Consider the following 18,686-nt stretch of genomic DNA (forward strand, 5'->3'; position numbering starts at 1 on the left):
CCCTCGGGTGCAGGTCTGAACATGATTGAGCCGGTGGCGGGAGCATCCGTCACCGGCTCAATCGCGTCTAGCGGCTAATTTCTAACGAGGGGAGGTAACGAATGGCTGATACAAACACTGTCCCTGTGCCGCCAGAGTCGGCCAAGACAGGATCAGGAGGCTCGAGATCGAGATATGACGTTCTTTCGTTCATCTCGACCTACGGGGTCTTTATCACTCTGTTGGCCTGCATCGTGATCTTCTCGGTGCTTGACAGCGACTTCATAGAGGTCGATAACCTGCGAACCCAGCTCGGGTTGGCAGCACCGCTCCTGATGCTCTCGCTGGGCCTGACGGTGGTGCTGGCTATGGGCGATTTCGACTTGTCCATCGCCGGTTCACTCTCGGCCAGCGCCGCCGCCATCGTCGTGTTGATCGTGAACCACGACTGGCCTTGGGGCTTGGCGGTGCTGGTAGGAATCGCCTTCGGCCTGGGCATCGGAGCCATCAATGGCCTGCTGGTTTCGTATGTGGAGATGCCTTCGTTCATCACCACGCTGGCCACCTTTTTGATCTTGCTGGGTGTTGAATACACGATCAGCGACGGCCGAAACATCACTGGTGCGGCCGACATGCCCGATCTCTACCGAGATCTCGGCATCGGCAAGCCGGAACCGTGGACCGAATTCACGTCGCCGGTCTGGATTGCCGCCGGCCTCGCCATCATCCTGTGGTTGCTGATGGCCAAAACCGAGTTGGGGCGGTACATGTACGCCATCGGCGGCAACCCCGAAGCGGCCCGGCTTTCTGGCATCAACGTTAAGGCGCTGCGGGCGCTGGGGTTTGTGATCGTCGGCTTCGTAGCCGTCATCGCCGCCGTGTCGCAGACGGCTAGGACGGCATCATCGATACCCCGGGTGGGCATCTCGTTGCTGCTGTCGGCCTATGCGGCCGCATTCCTAGGAGCGGCGGCATCTCGCAAGGGACTGTTCAACGTGCCCGGCACCGTACTTGGCGTTATCTTCTTGCAGGCGGTGCAATCGGGTCTCACCATTTTGGGCTACGACCGTGACATCTTGGATATCTCGCGGGGCTCCATCTTGGTGTTGGCAATGCTGCTCACTGCGCTAGGAGCGAAGCGGCGATGACCGCGACCGCAGCAGCAGCTACAGCCCCGCTGCTCGAAGTCTCCGGTGTGACCAAGCGCTATCCGGGCGTCTTGGCGGTCGACGATGTGTCCCTATCACTGGATACCGGCCAGATCATCGGGCTGGTAGGCAAGAACGGAGCGGGCAAGAGCACGCTGATCAAGATCATCGCCGGGGCCGAGCACGCCGACGAAGGCCATTTGCATCTGAATGGAGAGCCTCTCGAACTGCACCGACCCCACGATGCCACCGACGCCGGGCTGGCCTTTGTCCACCAAGACCTGCAAGACGTTGGCGACCTGTCAGTGGCCGAGAACGTGATGCTGGGCTTGGGCTATCCCCGCAAGATGGGACTATTTGTGGACTGGGCCGAGTTGTACCGCCGGGCCGCTGAGCCCATTGCCCGGTTGGAGGCCGATATCGATCCCCGTGAGCCGGTTGGGGAATTGAGTGTGGCCAAGCAGCGCCTGGTGATGATCGCTCGCGGTTTGGCTCAGCAGGCCCAACTCTTGGTGTTGGACGAGCCCAGCGCCTCGCTCACTGATGAGGAGATCGACCACCTCTTCGCCGTGGTACGGCGACTGCGGGACGATGGAATATCTGTGGTCTACGTGTCGCACCGGCTGGAGGAGATATTTGAGCTCACCGAGCGAGTAGTTGTGATGCGCAACGGCCAGCTTGTGGCCGACGAGCCCACCGCGTCGCTGAATCGGTCCTCGTTGATCTCCCATATCACCGGTCACGAGCACGCCCAGACTGCCGCCGAACGGAGGGCCAGCCGGGGAGTAGACGGTCGTCCCGATGCTGAGGTGGTGTTAGAAGTGGAGGGGGTTTCCGCCGACACTGGGGTAAACAATTGCTCCTTCGATGTGCGCAAGGGCGAGATTCTGGGTTTGGGCGGGCTGATGGGCAGCGGGCGCACGGAGCTGGTCCGGGCGGTCTTTGGCGCCGATCAACGTCAGGAGGGCACGGTGCGGGTCCACGGACGAGAGATCAGCGGCAACCACCCGTCAGAGTCCATGTCGGCGGGCCTGGCGCTGCTGCCCGAAGACCGCAAGACCCAGGGCAACATCATGGACTTCAGCGTGCGCAACAACATCACGCTGGCTTCCCTGGATCGCCACCGGGTGCGACCGCGCGTGCCGGCCCCATTAGGGCGATCAGAAAAGCAAGCAGCCGACCGTCGGATCGACCGCTTGAGTATCGCCACCCCTCACGACCGGCAGCTAGTTCGTCTCCTGTCGGGTGGCAATCAGCAAAAGGTAGTCATTGCCAAGTGGCTGGATCAGGGGGCCGATGTGCTGATCTTCGACGAGCCCACCATCGGGGTCGATGTGGACGGCAAAGAAGAGATCTACGACATCATGGAGGAGCTGGCTGCCGAGGGGAAGGCGGTGGTGTTCATCTCCTCCGAATTCTCCGAGCTGGTCGGTGTATGCCATCGAGTGCTCGTGCTCCATGAGGGCCGCATCGTCGGCGAGCTAGAGGGTGATGCCGTTACTGAGCCGGCCATCGTTGAGATCTGCTACAGCCAGCACTGATCACCCTGTTGCGCTGGGGTTTCTCGGGTTGTGGTGTGGGCTGCGTCACCGATAATCAGTACTGTGATCAAACACGGGCTCTGTAGAGCCGAGACATCTATCGAATCCACGAGGCGGGAATGAAGAAGCTCCTGATCCTGTTGCTCAGCGCGGCCCTGATAGTGGCCGCTTGCTCGGATAGCGAAACCCATGTGCCGGTCACCGGACAGGTCGAACCGGGTGCAGCAACAACGACTGAAGAAGCTACTGCCACGCCCCAGTCCACCGCTGCCGCCTCGACTGACCCGGAGACTGAGGACAAAGACGGCGAAGTCGCACAACCTGATCATTCGGTTGAAGAGGAGATCACTTGTCAAGTTGCCGATGGCATTCCCGATGTCTTGGCGGGCGAGGGTCTGCTGCCGGTCGATTCCACGGTGAAGATTGGCACGCTGGACAACGGGTTCACCTACTACATCCGGTCGAACGACAGCCCCGGCGGCGCGTTGTCACTACGTCTTGTGGTCAATGCCGGTTCATTCAACGAGCCATTCGCAGGCGCCAACTACGCCCACTTTCTCGAGCACATGCTGTTCAACGGCACAGAGAAGTATCCCGGCAACGAGATTATTGATGCGCTGGAGAGCATCGGGGTGGAGTTTGGCCCTGACATCAACGCCTACACCTCCTACGACGAGACCGTGTACATGCTCGACCTGGTCATAGACGAGGAAGAAGATTCCGTGGGAACCGCATTCGACGTCCTCTCGCAGTGGGCCCATGCCGCCACAATCGGCCCCGAGGATGTAGAAGAAGAGCGGGGGATTGTGCGTGACGAATACCGTCTTAGAGACGAGTCTGGTCAGGGCATAATTTTCGACGTATTCGACCGGATGTATGGGCAAGGCACGCCCTATGAGGGGCGCGCCCCCAGTGGAACGGCAGAAAACATCGAGGCGACCACCGCCGAAGACCTGCGGGATTTCTACGAGACGTGGTACGTGCCTTCCAATATGGCGGTGGTCGCAGTAGGCGACCTTCCCCTCGACACGCTGGAAAGCTTGGTTGAGGAGTATTTCTGCGACATTGCGGCTGGGGATGATCCGCCCGTCGTTGACAACTGGTCGGCATTGAACCCGGAGGCGACCTTCGATACTGCCACTTCTCCGGAACAGTCATATTCCTATCTCTCGCTGGACATCCGCCTGCCGTCGTGGGATCCCAACACCCTTGAAGGCGATCGCCAACTATGGATCGAAGAGATCATCAGCATCATGGTGGAGAATCGCCTACAAGACGGCTACGAGCAAGGCTTCTTGTCGCAGATCGATCCAACCCACTGGTTGACGTTTTCCCATACCCGAGGCTTGCGCTTCTACGGCACCAACCTCCGAGCCGACGACTTCTCAGCCGCCCTCACCGACTATTGGTCTTTGCTGTTGAGCCTTGAACAGCATGGCTTCAGCGATGCTGATCTGGAACGGGCGGCAAAGGCGATCAGGGCTGATTTGGAATCGGCGATAGATGCAGAACCCACGATCCAGGATCGCCAACGCGCCGATCAATATGCGGCGCACTTCCTGGGCGGCACCGATATCGGACGGCTAAAGGACACTGCGGCGCGGGTTGACGCTCTGCTCGATGAACTTGAGGTCGACGATCTCAGCGACCGCTACCGCGAGATCTTGGCTGATAGTGGGCTGATCCTGATCGCGGTAGGACCCGATCCCTCCGAGGTGCCCACGGTCGAGGAGATGCAGGCTGCGGTTGATGCTGCCGTACCGGGAGAGCTTCCCGAAATGATCGGAGAAGCGTCTGAGCTTCTCTCTGTGCCTGATCCGGTCGACCCAGTGAGCGAAGGTTCGATTGAGGCCATCACCGATGAGTTGGATGATGCCTATGAGTGGGAGTTCGTCAATGGGGCCCGGGTCATGTACGCCTATTCCGACATCGCCGAGAATGAGGTCAGTCTTCAGGCCATCTCATGGGGCGGCTGGTCAGCCCTCGAAGAGGGGGACCGCCCCTTAGCCCAGTACCTGGCGACCCGGGCAGTGGGCAACAGCGGGTTGGGCGACCTGAGTCCAGCGCAGATATCCCGCTATCTGGATGATCGCAATGCCCAAGTGCAGCCCTACATTGCCGAAACCACCGAAGGAATTTCGGGAGCGTCTGACACCGAAGGCGTCGAGACGATGTTCCAGCTCATGCACCTGTACATGACCGCGGCGCGAGTTGACGAGCAGGCCTTTGGTGAGGCCGTCAACATTGGCGAGATCATCGCCTCGCTGTCGGTGTCTGATCCCGATTGGCAGCAGGCGTTGGCTTATCTCGAGGCTCGTCACGGTGAGGCATTCGGTTGGTTCAACTTGGTCGCCCCCCCGGAGACTTTGGACTCCCTAACCCCTGAATCGCTCTTCGACATTTACCAGCGGCGTTTTGGCGGGGTGAACGACCTTGTGGTGGTTGTCGTGGGTGACGTGGACCGCGATGTTGTCGAGCAGATGGCTCGCACCTATGTGGGCACTTTGCCCGAGGGGCAGGCCGACAGCTACGCGAATCGCCGCGCACCTGAGCCTGAAGGGATTGTCCGGCGCGAAGTAGTGCTTGGGCCAGACATCCAATCCACCTCTGCGACCTACTTCTACGAATTCTTATCCGACGTGAACCCGGCATCGGAGGTGGCTGTAGACGTGCTCCAAGTGATCCTCGACAGTCGATTGGTGGAAGACGTCCGGGAGGATCTCGGCGATACCTATGTTGTTGCGGCATCGATCGGAATGAGCATTACGCCGGAACCCAGAATCAGCGGCGAAGTCTTCGCTACCGGCGACCCTGAGCAGATGGCGACCATCGAGGCGGAGATGACTCGCATCTTGGTCGAGGTGCACGCGGGTGAGATCACCGATGAGGAATTCGAGCAGGCCAAGGCCGTGGTCGGCGACAACTACGAGCTGATCGGCAATTCCGACCTCACCAACGTGCTTCTTCGTCGGGCCTACGCCAACGACGACGAGCTCCCCACGCCCGAGCGGCTGATTGAGGAGTTAGAAGCCCTAGAGCTGAGGGGTGTGCAGGATCTGGCAGCATCGCTATTCGATCCCGAACAGCACATCCAGATCGTGCGGGTGCTGCCCTAATCGTCAGCCTGGTGCCTTGGGCACCGAATCAGAGTTTGATCAGAGAATCAGACTCGGCGCTCTTGGTCGGCCCAGTGGGGGTCGCGTAGTTCCCGCTTGAGGATCTTGCCGGTGGGGGCCTTGGGCAGTTCGTCGACAAAGGCCACTGACCTCGGCTTCTGGTAGGAGGCGAGGTTCTGGCGGGCGGCGTCGATGATCTCGTCCTCGGTGGCAGTCATGCCCGGTTTGAGCACCACATAAGCCATTACTGACTCGCCCCAGGTGTCGTCGGGCACGCCGATTACCGCGGTCTCCAGCACGGCCTGATGGGTGGCGATGGCTTCTTCCACCTGAACCGAGTAGATGTTCTCCCCGCCGGAGATGATCATGTCTTTGGCCCGGTCGACGATGAACACGTACCGCTCGTCGTCCCAAGTGGCGATGTCTCCGGTCCACATCCAGCCGTCCTTGATGGTGTCGGCGGTGAGGTCGGGACGCCGGAAATAGCCCAGCATGTTGGCCTCGGAACGAACGATTATCTGTCCCGGCGTCTTTCCGTCGCAGGGCACGTCCACGCCGTCGGGGTCCACCACCCGAACAGAGGTCACGAACCCTTCTCGGCCGCATGACCGCAGCCTCTCGGGGCGGTGGTCGTCGCGGATGGCCCGGATGTGGTCCTCCTGCGACAGGAAGCACATGGTGGTGCCCTCAGTCTGGCCGTAGCCCTGAATGAGGGTGCAGGGGAATTTGTCCATAGCCTCAGTGATGACCCGGGATGGCATGGGACCGCCGCCGTACTGGATGTTGCGCAGGCTGGAGATGTCGTAGTTGTCGAACCCCTCCACCGCCATCATCCAATTCAACATGGTGGTTACGCCCAAGAATGCTGACACCTTCTCTTCTTGGATCAGCTCCATGGCCAAGGTGGCGTCGAAATTCATCAGTACCAGCGGACAGCCGTGAGCCAGATAGTTCATGGCCAGCACCACCGGAATGTGGAACATCTGCCCGGTGAGCATGTACACGTCGCTGGGGACGATGCGCTCGGCCACCGTTTGGTTGAGCATTCCGAAATAGACGCTGCGGTGACTGTGCAGGGCGCCCTTGGATTCCCCGGTGGTGCCCCCGGTGTAGAGGATGAAAAGCGGGTCGTTGTCGCCCACCTCGGCTGATGCCTCGGGCTCGGCATCCGATGAAGAGGCCACCAACTCCTCATAGGAGCCGTCTCCGCCTTCGCCGTATTGGAGCCAGTGCTCGACCGAGCTCACCAGGCCGGACAGCTCAGCTGACTCGGCGGCGTACATCCCTTGGGTGATGTACGCCCGGGGTTCTCCGTTGTTGACGATCTTGGCCAGCTCGGGAGCCGACAGGCGCCAGTTCATGGGTTGGGCCACTAGACCAGAACGCCCGCACGCGAAGTACAGGGCGGCGTACTCCACCGAGTTCTGGCTCAAGATGCCAACCCGGTCGCCCTTGTCCAGGCCCAAGCCAACCAGCCCGTTGGCCAGGCGGCGGATGTGCTCGTCGAAGGCCGCGAACGTGACCCGCTGGCCGGTAGTGGAATCGATGATCGCCTCGCGGTCCGGCGTTTGCCGGGCCCATTTGGCAGGAATCTGGCCGATGTTCATCTGCGGCTCCTTTCTAGAGAGTTCCTAAAGAGCTAGTGCGATGTTCATGGCCCTGGTTGGCCGGTCTTGCCCTAGTAGGGCAGGTCGAGAGCCAAGAACCGCTTTTGGATCTTCCAGTCGCTGCCAACGCGCACGCAGTCATCGGTGTACACGCCGCTGGACAGAACGGAGAGCTGGCCGTTCTCCACGGTGATGAGCACCAGATAGCTGATGGCAGTGATCGAGTCCTCGGTCTCGTTCTCGAAATAGAGGTTGGTCACCACGTGGCGGCGCTGGTCGGTTTGCTCTTCCATCGCCCCGCTGAACAGTCCGGCGATGGCCTCCGACCCCTCGAAGGTGATCGGGTCGCCGCCGGCGATGGTCATGCCGAAAACCGGGTTGTCGGGGGCGAACATCCCGATGAGGAAGTCGCTGTCGCCCACGTCGTAGGCCACCCCAGCGTGGTTCAAAAGCTCGGTTACTGCTTGTTTGTCTGCCATTGGATCACTCCATTCCCAGTTGTTCAACCGTGCCTCGCCACGCGAGCGAACCACCGTCGATCAATATGTACGCGCCGTTGATGAAGCCCGCCTCTCGGCTGGCCAAAAAGCACACCAGCTCGCCCACCTCAGAGGGCAATCCCAACCGGGGGATGAGAGAGGTGTTGATGAGCGCCTTCTCGAACGCCGCCGGGTCGTCCGCCTGCTTCACGAAGTCGGTGACCATGTCGGTGGCGATGGCGGTAGGGCCATAGCAATTCACCCTGATTCCCAGTGGGGCCAAGTCCACCGCCAGGTTCTGGGTTTGCAGCCGGATGCCGCCTTTGGATGTGCCGTAGGCCGAGTTGTTCGGGTAGGCCGATTGCGCGCCGGTGGATGCCGCGTTGACGATTGACGGCCAGTCGCTCTCCTTGAGGTAGGGGAGCGCCGCCTTCGAGCAGATCCAGGGTGCTACCGCATTGACCTCCACTACCTTTCTGAACACGTCGAGGGGCATTTGCTCCAGATTGCATTGGTCGGCTGCGGCCAGCCCGCTCTCGTGGATGCCGGCATTGTTGTGGAGCACGTCGATGCCGCCGTAGGCCTCGGCAGTAGCAGCCATCAGCGCCTCAACTTGGTCGGTATCGGTCACGTCGCAGTGGGTGTATGCCGCGGTGCCTCCCGATGCATTGATCTCATCGGCCACTGCCTGTCCTTGTTCATCGCTGAGATCGGACACCATCACCTTGGCACCCTTGCTGGCTGCGACCCGGGCGGTGGCCGCCCCGATTCCGGTCGCAGATCCGGTGATGACGAATCGCAGTCCTTCGATGCCCATTTATGCCCCCTTGTGCGAGATACGGCCCGCAGCGTAGGCGGCTTGGTTGGCGGCTGTAAAACAAAGCCGCCAACCACATCGAATCGCAGGGCGGCAAGGGTCTCTTGGTAGGTTTAGCCGGTGCCCACGCTGACCATGGTGCCGCCGGACCGATCGGGTGGCGATCCCCGGCCGGAGCTCGTCTTGCGAGATGGTCGAGTTCTATTGGCGGGGAGCCGGTGCGGTGATTGCCAGCACCCGATGGTGGTCTCACCTCCCCGTTGTCCGATTTGTGCCAGTGCGTCAATGACATCGGCCACGTTCGGCCCGGGAGCAACCGTGTTCAGCTCCACGGTGCTGCGGATTCCGGTGCCGGGGCGCACCCCGCCGTTCACTCTGGCCTATGTGGACGTGGACGATGGCCCTCGCATTCTTGCCCACGTCGACGGGCCCGACGAGCCCTTGGTTCCGGGTAGCCGTGTTGCACTGGCCGGATGGAGCGAGCACGGCGATCCAGTGGTGCAGGGAACCGGCCCATGAGCGGTACCGGTACGGCCATTTGGGGGGTGGGGACCTCGGCGTTCGGCAAGCAGACTTCGCTGGGCGGCCCCCGCTTGGCCTGGCAGGCCACGGTGGAAGCCTTGGACGATGCCGGGTTGAAGGCGTCTGACATCGATGCCGTGTACGCCGGTTCGGTGTTCGGCGACCCCGGCACCGTCACTCGCACTCTTCAGCAGATCGGGATTGTGGAAGTGCCGGTGATCACCATCGAGAACGCCTGTGCCAGCGGCACATCGGCCTTCCATGAGGCCCGGGTGGCGGTGGAAACCGGCCGATATGAACGGGTTTTGGCGTTTGGCATCGAGACCATGACCGCCCATTTCGACGGTGCCATCAGCCCGATTGCCTCCGACCCTGACGGAGCCCAGGGCTATGCCATGCCCAGCATCTACGGCATGTCGGCCACCCGGTACAAATACGAGTTTGGGGTTACCGACGAGCAAATGGCCGCGGTGGCGGTGAAGAATCGCCGCCATGCGGTGAGCAATTCCCGGGCCCAGCACCGCAAGACTGTTTCCGTCCAGCAGGTGCTAGGCAGCCGAATGGTTGCCGATCCGATCACCTTGTTCCAGTGCTGTTCGATTGCCGATGCGGCTGCCGCCGCGGTGATTGGGCCACTGGGCGGCTCCCAAGATCCCACCCAGGAGGTGGCTATCCGATCCAGCGCGCTGCGCTCCGGCGGGCTTTGGGACCACACCACCGACAAGGTGTGGGGTTGGGACATCGTGGCCGACACCGCGGCCCAGGCCTACGAATCCGCCGGGGTAGGGCCGGACGATGTCGACGTATTTGAAGTCCACGATGCCTTCACCATCGGTGAGATCATCACCACCGAAGCCCTGGGACTTTGCGGCCTGGGTGAAGGCGGGCGGCTGGTGAAGTCGGGCCACACCGCATTGGGTGGGGCTCAGCCGGTGAACCCGTCGGGCGGACTCTTGTCTCGGGGCCATCCCCTGGGGGCCACCGGCCTGGCTCAGATCGCCGAGATCGTCTGGCAGCTTCGGGGTATGGCCGCTGAACGGCAGGTGCCCGATGCCCGCCTCGGCGCGGTGGAGACCATGGGCGGCGGCACCGCGGGAATCGACGGCAACGCCTGCGTGGTGACCGTGCTGGAGCAAGTGGGATGACCCCATGAGCGACCAGCCAACAGCGGTGATTGACGACGAGGTTCTGTCGCCGGAGCGGATCGCGGATCCCCATTCCTATTTCTCCGTTCTCCGAGAGCACGATCCGGTTCATTGGAATGAGAAGTACCGGGCGTGGTTCATCCACCGCTACGACGACGTGCTTGACGCCCTGCGGGATCCCCGTTTCTCCTCGGAGCGCATCGGCGCGGCCTATGACCGCCTGACTGAGGAGCAGAAAGCCGAGCGCCAGCCCACCTACGACATCTTGATGGACTGGCTGGTGTTCCGGGATCCCCCCGACCACACTCGGCTGCGGAGACTGGTGAGCCGGGCCTTCACTCCTCGAGCGGTGGAGGCCTGGCGGGATCGGATCACCGGGGTGGTCGACGAGTTGATCGACGGTCTGTCGGCGCGGGATCACTTCGACCTGATCGAAGACTTCGCCTATCCCATCCCCGCAGTGGTGATTGCCGAGATGATGGGGGTGCCCCCCAACGACCGCGACCGGTTCAAGGACTGGTCCGATGACGTGATGATCCTGGTGTTCGGGGCCCGGGGAGTGGGCGACCGTCGTGCCCGGGCCCAACAAGGGCTGGTCGAGCTGGCCGCCTATCTGGGCGACTTGGTGGCCCACTATCGCCAGCGTCCAGCCGACAACATCATCTCCAACCTGGTGGAGGTATCCGAGGGCGACGACAGCTTGGAAGACCCTGAGATTGTGGCCAACTGCGTGCTGTTTCTGTTCGGCGGCCACGAGACCACCACCAATCTGATCGGCAACGGCATTCGAGTGCTGCTCAATCATCCCGACCAGCTCCAGAAGCTGCGTGAAGACCTCTCGCTGATCAAGCCGGCCGTAGAGGAGATCCTCCGGTTTGATGGGCCCTCCAAGATGGAGGTCCGCACGCTGGCCGACCAGGTGGAGATGGGGGGCAAGACGCTGCCGGCGGGTGACATGGTGTACTTGGTACAGCACGCCGCCAACCGAGACCCCGACGCGTTCGATCAGCCCGATCAATTCCACATTGCCCGCGATCCCATCAATCACATCGGGTTCGGATTCGGGCTGCATTTCTGTCTGGGGGCATCGGTGGCCCGTTTGGAGGGCACTATTGCCCTCGAAGCTCTGGTGCGCCGCCTCCCGAACTTGGTGCTGGGCCCTGAGCCCGAAGTGTGGGTGCCCACCATGTTGAGCCGGGGCTTGGAGCATCTTCCGGTGAGCCTGTCGTGAATCCGACCCGGCCTTTGGAGGGCATGGCCGCAGTGGTTACTGGAGCCACCGGTGACATCGGCGGCGCTATCGCCCGGGTTCTTGCCAACCAGGGTGCCCGAGTCGGCCTCATCGCCCGGCGGGCCGAAGTGCTGGAGGAATTGGCTGGCGAGTTGGGAGATGGCGGTGCTCAGATCTCCGTCGCCCCTTGCGATGTGACCGATCCCGAGGCCGTGACCGCCGCCGCTGAGACGATCAGCGATGCCATTGGCCCTGTCGACATCCTTATCAACAACGCGGGCGGTGCCCGGTTCACCGCTCCGGTGCTCGATATCGCCGAGTCGGGATGGTCCAAGACCGTGGCCCTCAATCTGACCGCGCCGTTCCTGGTATCGCAGGCGTTTGGCCGCGCAATGATCGAGCGGGGACAGGGCAGCATCGTCAATGTCGGGTCGCTGTCAGGTCTGCGCCACCTGCCGGGGATGGCGGCCTACTCGGCGGCCAAGGGCGGACTGTTCCAGCAGACCAAGGCTCTGGCCCGGGAGTGGGCGCCTCATGGGGTGCGGGTGAACGCGGTGGCTCCTGGTTTCGTGGACACCAGCGGCTGGGACAGCTACGACAAAGACGCCGTTGTAGCCGAGGCTGGCATCGGTATCCCGCTGGGCCGGTGGGCTACCGCTGAGGAAGTGGCCCTTCCGGTGGCGTTCCTGGCTTCTCCGGCCGCTTCCTATATAACTGGAGCGGTTTTGGTCATCGACGGCGGAATGTTGGCCTAGTTACTGGTCAGGCGGAGTCCGGCGTCCAACCGCACCACTTCGCCGTTGAGGAATGTGTTCTCCATGAAGTGAACCACCAGGTTGCCCACGTCGGCGGGGGTGCCCAGGCGATGGGGGAACACGTTGTCTTCCACCAGCTTGGCGATGAACTCCTGATTCAGGGTGGCGAGCATGGGGGTGTCCATGGTGCCCGGAGCGATGGTCATCACCCGGATGCCCCACACCGCTAGGTCGCGGGCCATGGGAAGGGTGAGACCGATCACCCCGGCCTTGGACGATCCATAGGCCGATTGGCCGACTTGGCCCTCGTAGCCGGCGATGGAGGCGATGTTCACGATCAAGCCCCGCTCGCCGTCGGCATTGGGCTCGTTGGCCGACATGGCCGACACCGCGTGGCGGGCCACGTCGAACAGCCCAATCAGGTTCACCTCGATGTGCTTTCGGAAGTGGTCTAGGTCGTTGGGGGTGCCATCACGGGACACCACCCGCTGCCCGGAGCTGATTCCCGCGCAGCTCACCAGTAAGTCCACTCTCCCAAATGCTTGAGCCGCGGCGGCCACGGCTTGTGAAACATCATTGGAGTCGGTGACATCCACCGGTACGAAGGCTGCGCTGTCGCCCAGTTCGTCGACCATGGCTTGTCCGGCCGACGAGGGGAGGTCCAAGATCACTGCCTTGCCGCCTCCGTCGAGCAGCGTCTTGACCACGCCGGCACCCAAACCTGAGGCGCCGCCAGTGACCAGGGCAACAGATTCAGCTACGCGCATGACTCAGAACTCACGTAGGCGGGCGCTGGTGGGGTCCACCTCGGTGCGCAGAATGTGCAGTTCCTCGGCGGTGGGTTCGGCCGTGACTGGAATCTCCCCATCGGGCATCAACACTTCGAACCCGGTGGCTTCCTGTACCTGTTCGGCGGTCACCTCTGGATGGAGTGACGCCAGACGCATCCGCTTGCTGACCGGCTCGAAGTCGAACACGCACAGGTTGGTGATGCACAGCTGCGGTCCTCCGGGCATGCCCAAACGCTCCCGGTGATCGCCACCGTCGCCCCAGCCCATACCAGATCGGAAGTGGAGCTGGTCCACAAAAGTGCGGGGGTCGTGGGTGGACGACCACAGATAGATGCGGGGGATCATGGCGCCGAGGTCGGCCATACCACCGCCGCCGGGCAGCCGCACCTTGGGTGCTTCATAAGGGCCGATCACCGTGTTGTTCACGTTGCCGTAGGCGTCCATCTGCGCGCCTCGAAAGGCGAACGTGTTGTAACGGGCACCCTGGGCGAAGGCCCAGAAATCGAAAGTGGAGTTGCTCAGCATAGAGGCCCCGCCCCACAGCGAGTCCGACAAGGTGGAGTCGCCGATCTCATCGGGGTCGGCATCGATGGCGATGGAGCTGGCCGCCCACACCAACTCCGGGGCGTGGGTGCGTCGGGCCAGCAGATAGCCGCTCACCGGGATGAACGACACCGCGCCGTTGAAGGCCCGGGTGTCGTTGGCCATGGCCCGGGAAAAAGTCACCACCATGAGCTCGTCCATGGTGCAGTCGTAGCCAGGAACCGGAGTGCTCATGTGGAGGCCCCTGCGGTAACGCTGTTCACGGCCAGGAAGTCCTCCCAGGTATCCGGCCCTACCACCCGCTCCCGGAAGAACTGGGTGAACGTGTCCCGGTCACGGGCAGCGTGGGAATATGCCGTGAAGAACTCCGAATCGTGGCCGTAGTAAGGAAAGCACGAACACGGGTAGGTGCCCCGCGGGGCCGGAGCCACCGCATCGATCATGAATCCTGGATAGGTCGTCCGCTCCGGTTTAGCGGTGAACGTCGCAGTCTCCACGGTCCGCTCCACCGACACCACCGTGCGGCCGGCGGCGTTCACGACTTCGTTGTCCAACCACACCAACTTGGGGTTGACCCTGGTGTTGCCCTGGTCGTCGGCCTCATGGGCGTGGACCAAGGCCACGTCCACCGGCAGGCGAGTACAGGCCACATAGTGCTCTCCGGTGGGGCCGTCCTTCTCCTCGCGAACCGTGCCCGTGGCGGCGTGCAATCCCAGCACGTCGGTGCCCAGCCCCGCCTTGGTGGGTATGAACGGCAAGTCGTGGCTCTGGGCCTGGAGGCGGCAAACCAACAGGTGCTCGCTGTATTCCTCGATGGCTACTTGGCCCGACTGCACCGCGGCTCTGAAGTTGGGGGCCAGCCCCAGCCCCTCGAAGCTGACCAGGCCCGCGATGACCCGGCGCACGCATCCCCCGGCCACCAACCAGTCCACCGCCATGCCCGACACGATGGCCACCAGCTCGAGGTCCTTCTTCTCCTGGCGGACCAGCTCGCGCACCAGGGCCATGGGGGCGCTATTCATAGACATGCCGCCGATGGCCACGGTTGAACCGTCGGGAATGGACGATGCCGCTTGTTCCAGAGTCGTTATCTTGCTCATCGAGTCTTCTGGTCCCCCTCGTGCCACTGTTCTTGCCGTTCTTGCAGCCCGCCGTACTATACGGCCCATGAGTGCCGCTCCAGACATCCTCTCGCCCGAGTACGACGCCAACCCCTACCCGTTTTACGAGGTGCTACGCAACGAGCATCCGGTGATGTGGCACGAGGGCACCCAGGCCTACGTGATCAGCCGATATGAGGATGTGGCCGGGGCGTTTCGCAACCCCCAGATCTCCAGTCGCAACTACGAATGGCAGACCGAGCCGGTGCACGGACGCACCATTTTGCAAATGGAGGGGAAAGAGCACTCGTCCTATCGGGGCATCGTCAACCCAATCTTCCGGGGCAGCTACCTAGAGCAGAGCATCGTGCCGGCCATCACCAAAGCAGCCCGCCAACAGATTGGCGAATTCCTGGCCGACGGCGAGGTGGATCTGTGCAAGCGGTTCAGCACCTACTATCCGATCGGGGTCATCGTGCAGCTCCTCGACCTCCCCATGGAAGACGTGCCCCAGTTCTACGAGTGGTACACGATGATCATGGACTTCGTGTCCAACATCACCGGCGACGAGGAGAAAAACCGCCGGGGCATGGCCGCCCGGGTGGAGATGGGGGAGTACCTCATGCCCAAGATCTCCGAACGGCGGGCTGACCCCGGTGACGACCTGCTCACCGCCATGGTGACCAAGGAGTTCGACGGCGTGCAGATGAGCGACGACGACATCCGGGGCTTTTGCAGCCTGCTGTTGACCGCGGGCGGGGAGACCACTGAGAAGGCCATCACGCTGACCATGCGGAATCTCTTGGACAATCCCGAGCAGATGGCCGAGGTGCGGGCCGACCGTCAGCTCATCGGCAGTGCTTTTGCCGAGACGCTGCGATTCACCGGGCCGGTGCAGATGATCATGCGCCACACTGATGAGCCGGTTGAGTTCTCCGGGGGCAAGGTAGAGGCGGGCTACACCCTGGAGTTGCTGTTGGGAGCCGCCAACCGGGATCCGGAGGCCTTTGACGAGCCCGACCGGTTCAACATCCACCGCACTGACATGGAGTTCGACAAGGCGTTCACCGCGGCGGCCGACCACACCGCGTTCGCCCTGGGCCGCCACTTCTGCGTGGGGTCGATGCTGGCCCGGGCTGAGCTGACCGTGGCAATGGACGCCTTGCTGGACGCCATGGACGACATCGCCTACGCCGACGGCTATGAGCAGGTCGAGACCGGCGTCTACACCCGGGGTTTGACCTCGCTGCCGCTGACGTTTACGCCCAATCCGGATTTTGTTGCCGGGTGAGGACAACTCCGTCTTATACTGATGGCGGTCTTTTAGACCGAACCAGGTTGGGCCGGAGCGTGGGTGGTAGAACCTCTTACGAAGTGTAACCACGCTCCGACCCGACTGGGACTCTAACCGCTGGGCTTTCGAAAGTGGTCGAAAATCACTAGAACGCGGTGGAACGTTCTTTGCTTGGATGGGCTGTCAGCGAGGGACTACGTAGCCAGCGTCGTCGCGGTCCCAAGTGTCGGCGGTGATGCCGTCTTCGCGGAGCTTGAACTTTTGGACCCGCTCTGAGGGGGTCTTGGGCAAGTCTTCACACCAGCGCACGTAGCGGGGTACGGCGAAATGGGCCATGCGGGGCACGCAGAAGTCCAGCAGCTCGGTCTCGGAGAGCTCGTGATCGGGCTTGAGCACCACCACGGCCATGACCTCTTCCTCACCCAGCTCGGAGGGCACGCCGATCACCGCTGACTCCAACACCGCATCGCAGGTGTTGATCACTGCTTCAACTTCGTAAGAGGAGATGTTCTCGCCCCGGCGGCGCACGCAATCCTTCATGCGGTCGATGAAGGTCAGGTAGCCGTCCTCATCCATTCGGCCTCGGTCGCCGGTGTGGAACCACAGGTTGCGGAACGCTTTCACCGTGGCATCGGGCATGTCGAAGTAGTTGTCGATCATGATGTGGGGCTTCTTGGGCCGCACCACGATCTCGCCCGCGGTTCCGGGGGGCACCGGTTGATCTTCGGTGTCTACCACCTGCACGTGATAGAGGGCCGACTCCCGGCCTGCGGTGCCGATCTTGCGCATGCCCCGGCGGTTCTCGGTGGTGATGGCCACCTCGGTCATGCCGTACACCTCGCTGAGGTGGACCCCGAAGCGTTCCTCGAATTGCTCCCATATTTCCACCGGGCAGGGAGCGCCGAAGCCGTTGCGCACCGGGTTGTCGGCATCGTCGGGGCGCTCGGGCTGCTTCCACAGCATCATGATCAGACCGCCCTGGTAGTTGAAGGCGGTAATCCCCTCGGCCCGGCAGCGGTCCCAGAAGCGGCTGGCCGAGAACCGCCGGTCCATGATGAGGCGGGCGTCGGCTTCCATGGCGCACATAACGCTGGTGTACTTGGCGTTGATATGGAATAGCGGAAACGCGGTGTAGAGCACGTCGTCGGCGTCGTAGCCCACCAAATCCACAGTGTGACGGGCCAGGTTCAGGTTGGCCTCGTGGCACAGCATGACGCCTTTGGAGGGCCCAGTAGTGCCCGAGGTGTACAAGATGACCGCGGTATCCCGGTAGTCCACGTCGGGCTGAGGAGCGGGGGAGTCGAGGTACAGGTCGGCCAGTTCATGGACGGTAATGTGGCCGGGGAATTCCGGGGTGCCTGCATCTTCTGTCCCCACAGCCCGATTGACCACTACGTGCTCGAGGCCGGGCAAACTTGTGGCCGCCTCGGCGATGCGGTCCAGGTAGTCGGCATCGCACACCACGGCCGAGGAGCGGGACTGGCTGACCAGATACTCCAGCAGGTGGCCCCTATATGCCTGGTTGATAGGCACCTCCACCACCCCGGCCTTGTTCATGGCGAACCAGGCGTCGATGCACTCCAGCGAGTTCTGCATCATCAAGCAGGAACGGTCGCCTGCTCTTAGGCCCAGCGAAGCCAAGCCGGCGGCCAGTCGGTCGGAGTCCTGGTGGACTCCGGCATAGGTCTTGTCTCGCCCTTCAACAGTCAATGCCAGTCTGTCGCCGTTGGCCTCGGCCTTGTGGCCGATCCAGGCCCCGATGGTGCGCGGTTTAATGAGGTTCGAAGGAGAGTTCATTGCTGCCTCTGTCAGTTCAGCACTTCGGGGGCCTCGCGCAGCAGTCGCCGCACCGCCCCTTCCCAGTAGTACCGCACCGTCATGTGATGGCTGTTGACCGCGGCCTTCAGGGTGGGGCGTTGTTCGGGGGGCACCGGCACCGGGGTTTGGCCAACCTGCATGGCGTCGTAGTTGAGCCGGCACACCCGCTCGAAGTTCGAGGCCCGGTAGACGGCCTGCTCAGTGGTCTCCCCGGCGATGAGCACCCCGTGGTTGGCCAGGATCACCGCGGTGGCGCTGCCCACTGCATCAGCCATGTGCTGACCCCCGGCGGCGTCGTCCACCCCTCCGGTGTAGGTGCCGAACAAAGCGATGTCGCCGTCGAACATGCAGGCCTGCTGATCGGTGATCTCGGGCAGCTTGTGCATGGTGGACAGCAGGCTGCCGTAGTAGGGGTGGTTGTGGATCACCACTCGGGCATCGGGGCGAGCCCGGTGCATCTCGGTGTGGATGAACACCGCCGGAGTGACATCCCAGCGGCCCTCCAGCACCTCGCCATCGGCGTCGATGGCCAGGATGTCGGAGGCGGTGATCTCGTTCCACCACAGCCCATAGGGGGTACACCACATGGAGCCGTCGTCGGCGTCGTCTCTCACCACGGTGATGTGCCCGGCCACATCCAACGCATACCCCTCGGCGTCGAGGATGCGGGCGGCGCAGGCGATCTTCTGGGGCACAGTGAGCGGCTGGTCGAGTCCGGGCATCACCCGGGGAAATCCGCTTTGTCCGGCGATGGCTTCGTCAAGCTTGCCCATACCCTGCTAGATAGCACACTTGGAAGC

Annotated in this window: 16 protein-coding genes; 8 read left to right on the forward strand and 8 right to left on the reverse strand. The window is 62.6% G+C overall.

Annotation, left to right across the window (positions count from 1 at the left end; translation table 11 throughout):
* The first annotated feature begins 101 nt into the window (after positions 1 to 101).
* The 3 genes from ACOGXH_RS08095 (at position 102) to ACOGXH_RS08105 (ending at position 5,784) form a co-directional block, all read left to right on the forward strand.
* Positions 102 to 1,127: an ABC transporter permease gene (locus ACOGXH_RS08095; protein ID WP_419928597.1), complete on the forward strand. Its 1,026-nt coding sequence runs from the start codon at positions 102 to 104 to the stop codon at positions 1,125 to 1,127.
* Complete coding sequence (locus tag ACOGXH_RS08100; RefSeq protein WP_419928598.1) at positions 1,124 to 2,668, forward strand: sugar ABC transporter ATP-binding protein; 1,545 nt, start codon at positions 1,124 to 1,126, stop codon at positions 2,666 to 2,668. The genes ACOGXH_RS08095 and ACOGXH_RS08100 overlap by 4 nt, the downstream gene beginning before the upstream one ends.
* Before the next feature lie 119 nt (positions 2,669 to 2,787).
* The gene (locus ACOGXH_RS08105) at positions 2,788 to 5,784 is read left to right on the forward strand and encodes a M16 family metallopeptidase (RefSeq protein WP_419928599.1); all 2,997 of its coding nucleotides are present in this window, start codon (positions 2,788 to 2,790) and stop codon (positions 5,782 to 5,784) included.
* A 47-nt stretch (positions 5,785 to 5,831) separates the two neighbouring features.
* Here ACOGXH_RS08105 and ACOGXH_RS08110 read toward each other — a convergent pair whose 3' ends face one another.
* The 3 genes from ACOGXH_RS08110 to ACOGXH_RS08120 all read right to left on the reverse strand — a co-directional run bounded on the left by ACOGXH_RS08110 (position 5,832) and on the right by ACOGXH_RS08120 (position 8,687).
* Positions 5,832 to 7,391, reverse strand: a complete 1,560-nt coding sequence (locus ACOGXH_RS08110; RefSeq protein WP_419928600.1) for an AMP-binding protein — start codon at positions 7,389 to 7,391, stop codon at positions 5,832 to 5,834.
* Between the two features lie 71 nt (positions 7,392 to 7,462).
* Complete coding sequence (locus ACOGXH_RS08115; protein WP_419928601.1) at positions 7,463 to 7,870, reverse strand: nuclear transport factor 2 family protein; 408 nt, start codon at positions 7,868 to 7,870, stop codon at positions 7,463 to 7,465.
* 4 nt (positions 7,871 to 7,874) lie between these two features.
* Entirely contained in the window at positions 7,875 to 8,687 is an 813-nt protein-coding gene (locus ACOGXH_RS08120; protein ID WP_419928602.1) for an SDR family NAD(P)-dependent oxidoreductase, read from the reverse strand.
* A 285-nt stretch (positions 8,688 to 8,972) separates the two neighbouring features.
* Here ACOGXH_RS08120 and ACOGXH_RS08125 point away from each other — a divergent pair, with 285 nt between their 5' ends.
* From ACOGXH_RS08125 to ACOGXH_RS08140, 4 genes are read left to right on the forward strand one after another with little or no spacing between them, the layout of a single operon-like run.
* Positions 8,973 to 9,206: an OB-fold domain-containing protein gene (locus ACOGXH_RS08125; RefSeq protein ID WP_419928603.1), complete on the forward strand. Its 234-nt coding sequence runs from the start codon at positions 8,973 to 8,975 to the stop codon at positions 9,204 to 9,206.
* Positions 9,203 to 10,354, forward strand: a complete 1,152-nt coding sequence (locus ACOGXH_RS08130; protein ID WP_419928604.1) for a thiolase family protein — start codon at positions 9,203 to 9,205, stop codon at positions 10,352 to 10,354. Before ACOGXH_RS08125 ends, ACOGXH_RS08130 begins: the two co-directional genes overlap by 4 nt.
* Positions 10,355 to 10,358: 4 nt before the next feature.
* A complete protein-coding gene (locus ACOGXH_RS08135) occupies positions 10,359 to 11,585 on the forward strand; it encodes a cytochrome P450 (protein WP_419928605.1) in 1,227 nt (408 codons plus the stop codon).
* Positions 11,582 to 12,340: an SDR family NAD(P)-dependent oxidoreductase gene (locus ACOGXH_RS08140; RefSeq protein ID WP_419928606.1), complete on the forward strand. Its 759-nt coding sequence runs from the start codon at positions 11,582 to 11,584 to the stop codon at positions 12,338 to 12,340. Before ACOGXH_RS08135 ends, ACOGXH_RS08140 begins: the two co-directional genes overlap by 4 nt.
* Here the strand turns inward: ACOGXH_RS08140 and ACOGXH_RS08145 are convergent.
* The 3 genes from ACOGXH_RS08145 to ACOGXH_RS08155 are packed head-to-tail and all read right to left on the reverse strand — an operon-like array spanning position 12,337 to position 14,774.
* Entirely contained in the window at positions 12,337 to 13,107 is a 771-nt protein-coding gene (locus ACOGXH_RS08145; RefSeq protein ID WP_419928607.1) for an SDR family NAD(P)-dependent oxidoreductase, read from the reverse strand. The genes ACOGXH_RS08140 and ACOGXH_RS08145 overlap by 4 nt on opposite strands.
* 3 nt (positions 13,108 to 13,110) lie before the next feature.
* A complete protein-coding gene (locus ACOGXH_RS08150; RefSeq protein ID WP_419928608.1) occupies positions 13,111 to 13,908 on the reverse strand; it encodes a CoA-transferase subunit beta in 798 nt (265 codons plus the stop codon).
* Complete coding sequence (locus tag ACOGXH_RS08155; RefSeq protein ID WP_419928609.1) at positions 13,905 to 14,774, reverse strand: CoA transferase subunit A; 870 nt, start codon at positions 14,772 to 14,774, stop codon at positions 13,905 to 13,907. Before ACOGXH_RS08155 ends, ACOGXH_RS08150 begins: the two co-directional genes overlap by 4 nt.
* Positions 14,775 to 14,841: 67 nt before the next feature.
* Between ACOGXH_RS08155 and ACOGXH_RS08160 the strand changes: the two genes are divergently transcribed.
* Positions 14,842 to 16,065: a cytochrome P450 gene (locus tag ACOGXH_RS08160; RefSeq protein WP_419928610.1), complete on the forward strand. Its 1,224-nt coding sequence runs from the start codon at positions 14,842 to 14,844 to the stop codon at positions 16,063 to 16,065.
* A 186-nt stretch (positions 16,066 to 16,251) separates the two neighbouring features.
* Here the strand turns inward: ACOGXH_RS08160 and ACOGXH_RS08165 are convergent, their stop codons facing one another.
* Together ACOGXH_RS08165 and ACOGXH_RS08170 are read right to left on the reverse strand one after the other, a co-directional pair.
* Positions 16,252 to 17,865 (reverse strand): AMP-binding protein, encoded by a 1,614-nt coding sequence (locus ACOGXH_RS08165; RefSeq protein ID WP_419928611.1) that lies wholly within the window; start codon positions 17,863 to 17,865, stop codon positions 16,252 to 16,254.
* Between the two features lie 11 nt (positions 17,866 to 17,876).
* The gene (locus ACOGXH_RS08170; protein ID WP_419928612.1) at positions 17,877 to 18,659 is read right to left on the reverse strand and encodes a class II aldolase/adducin family protein; all 783 of its coding nucleotides are present in this window, start codon (positions 18,657 to 18,659) and stop codon (positions 17,877 to 17,879) included.
* Positions 18,660 to 18,686: the final 27 nt, after the last annotated feature.

The organism is Candidatus Poriferisocius sp., assembly GCF_965208355.1.
GTDB lineage: Bacteria > Actinomycetota > Acidimicrobiia > Acidimicrobiales > Bin134 > Poriferisocius.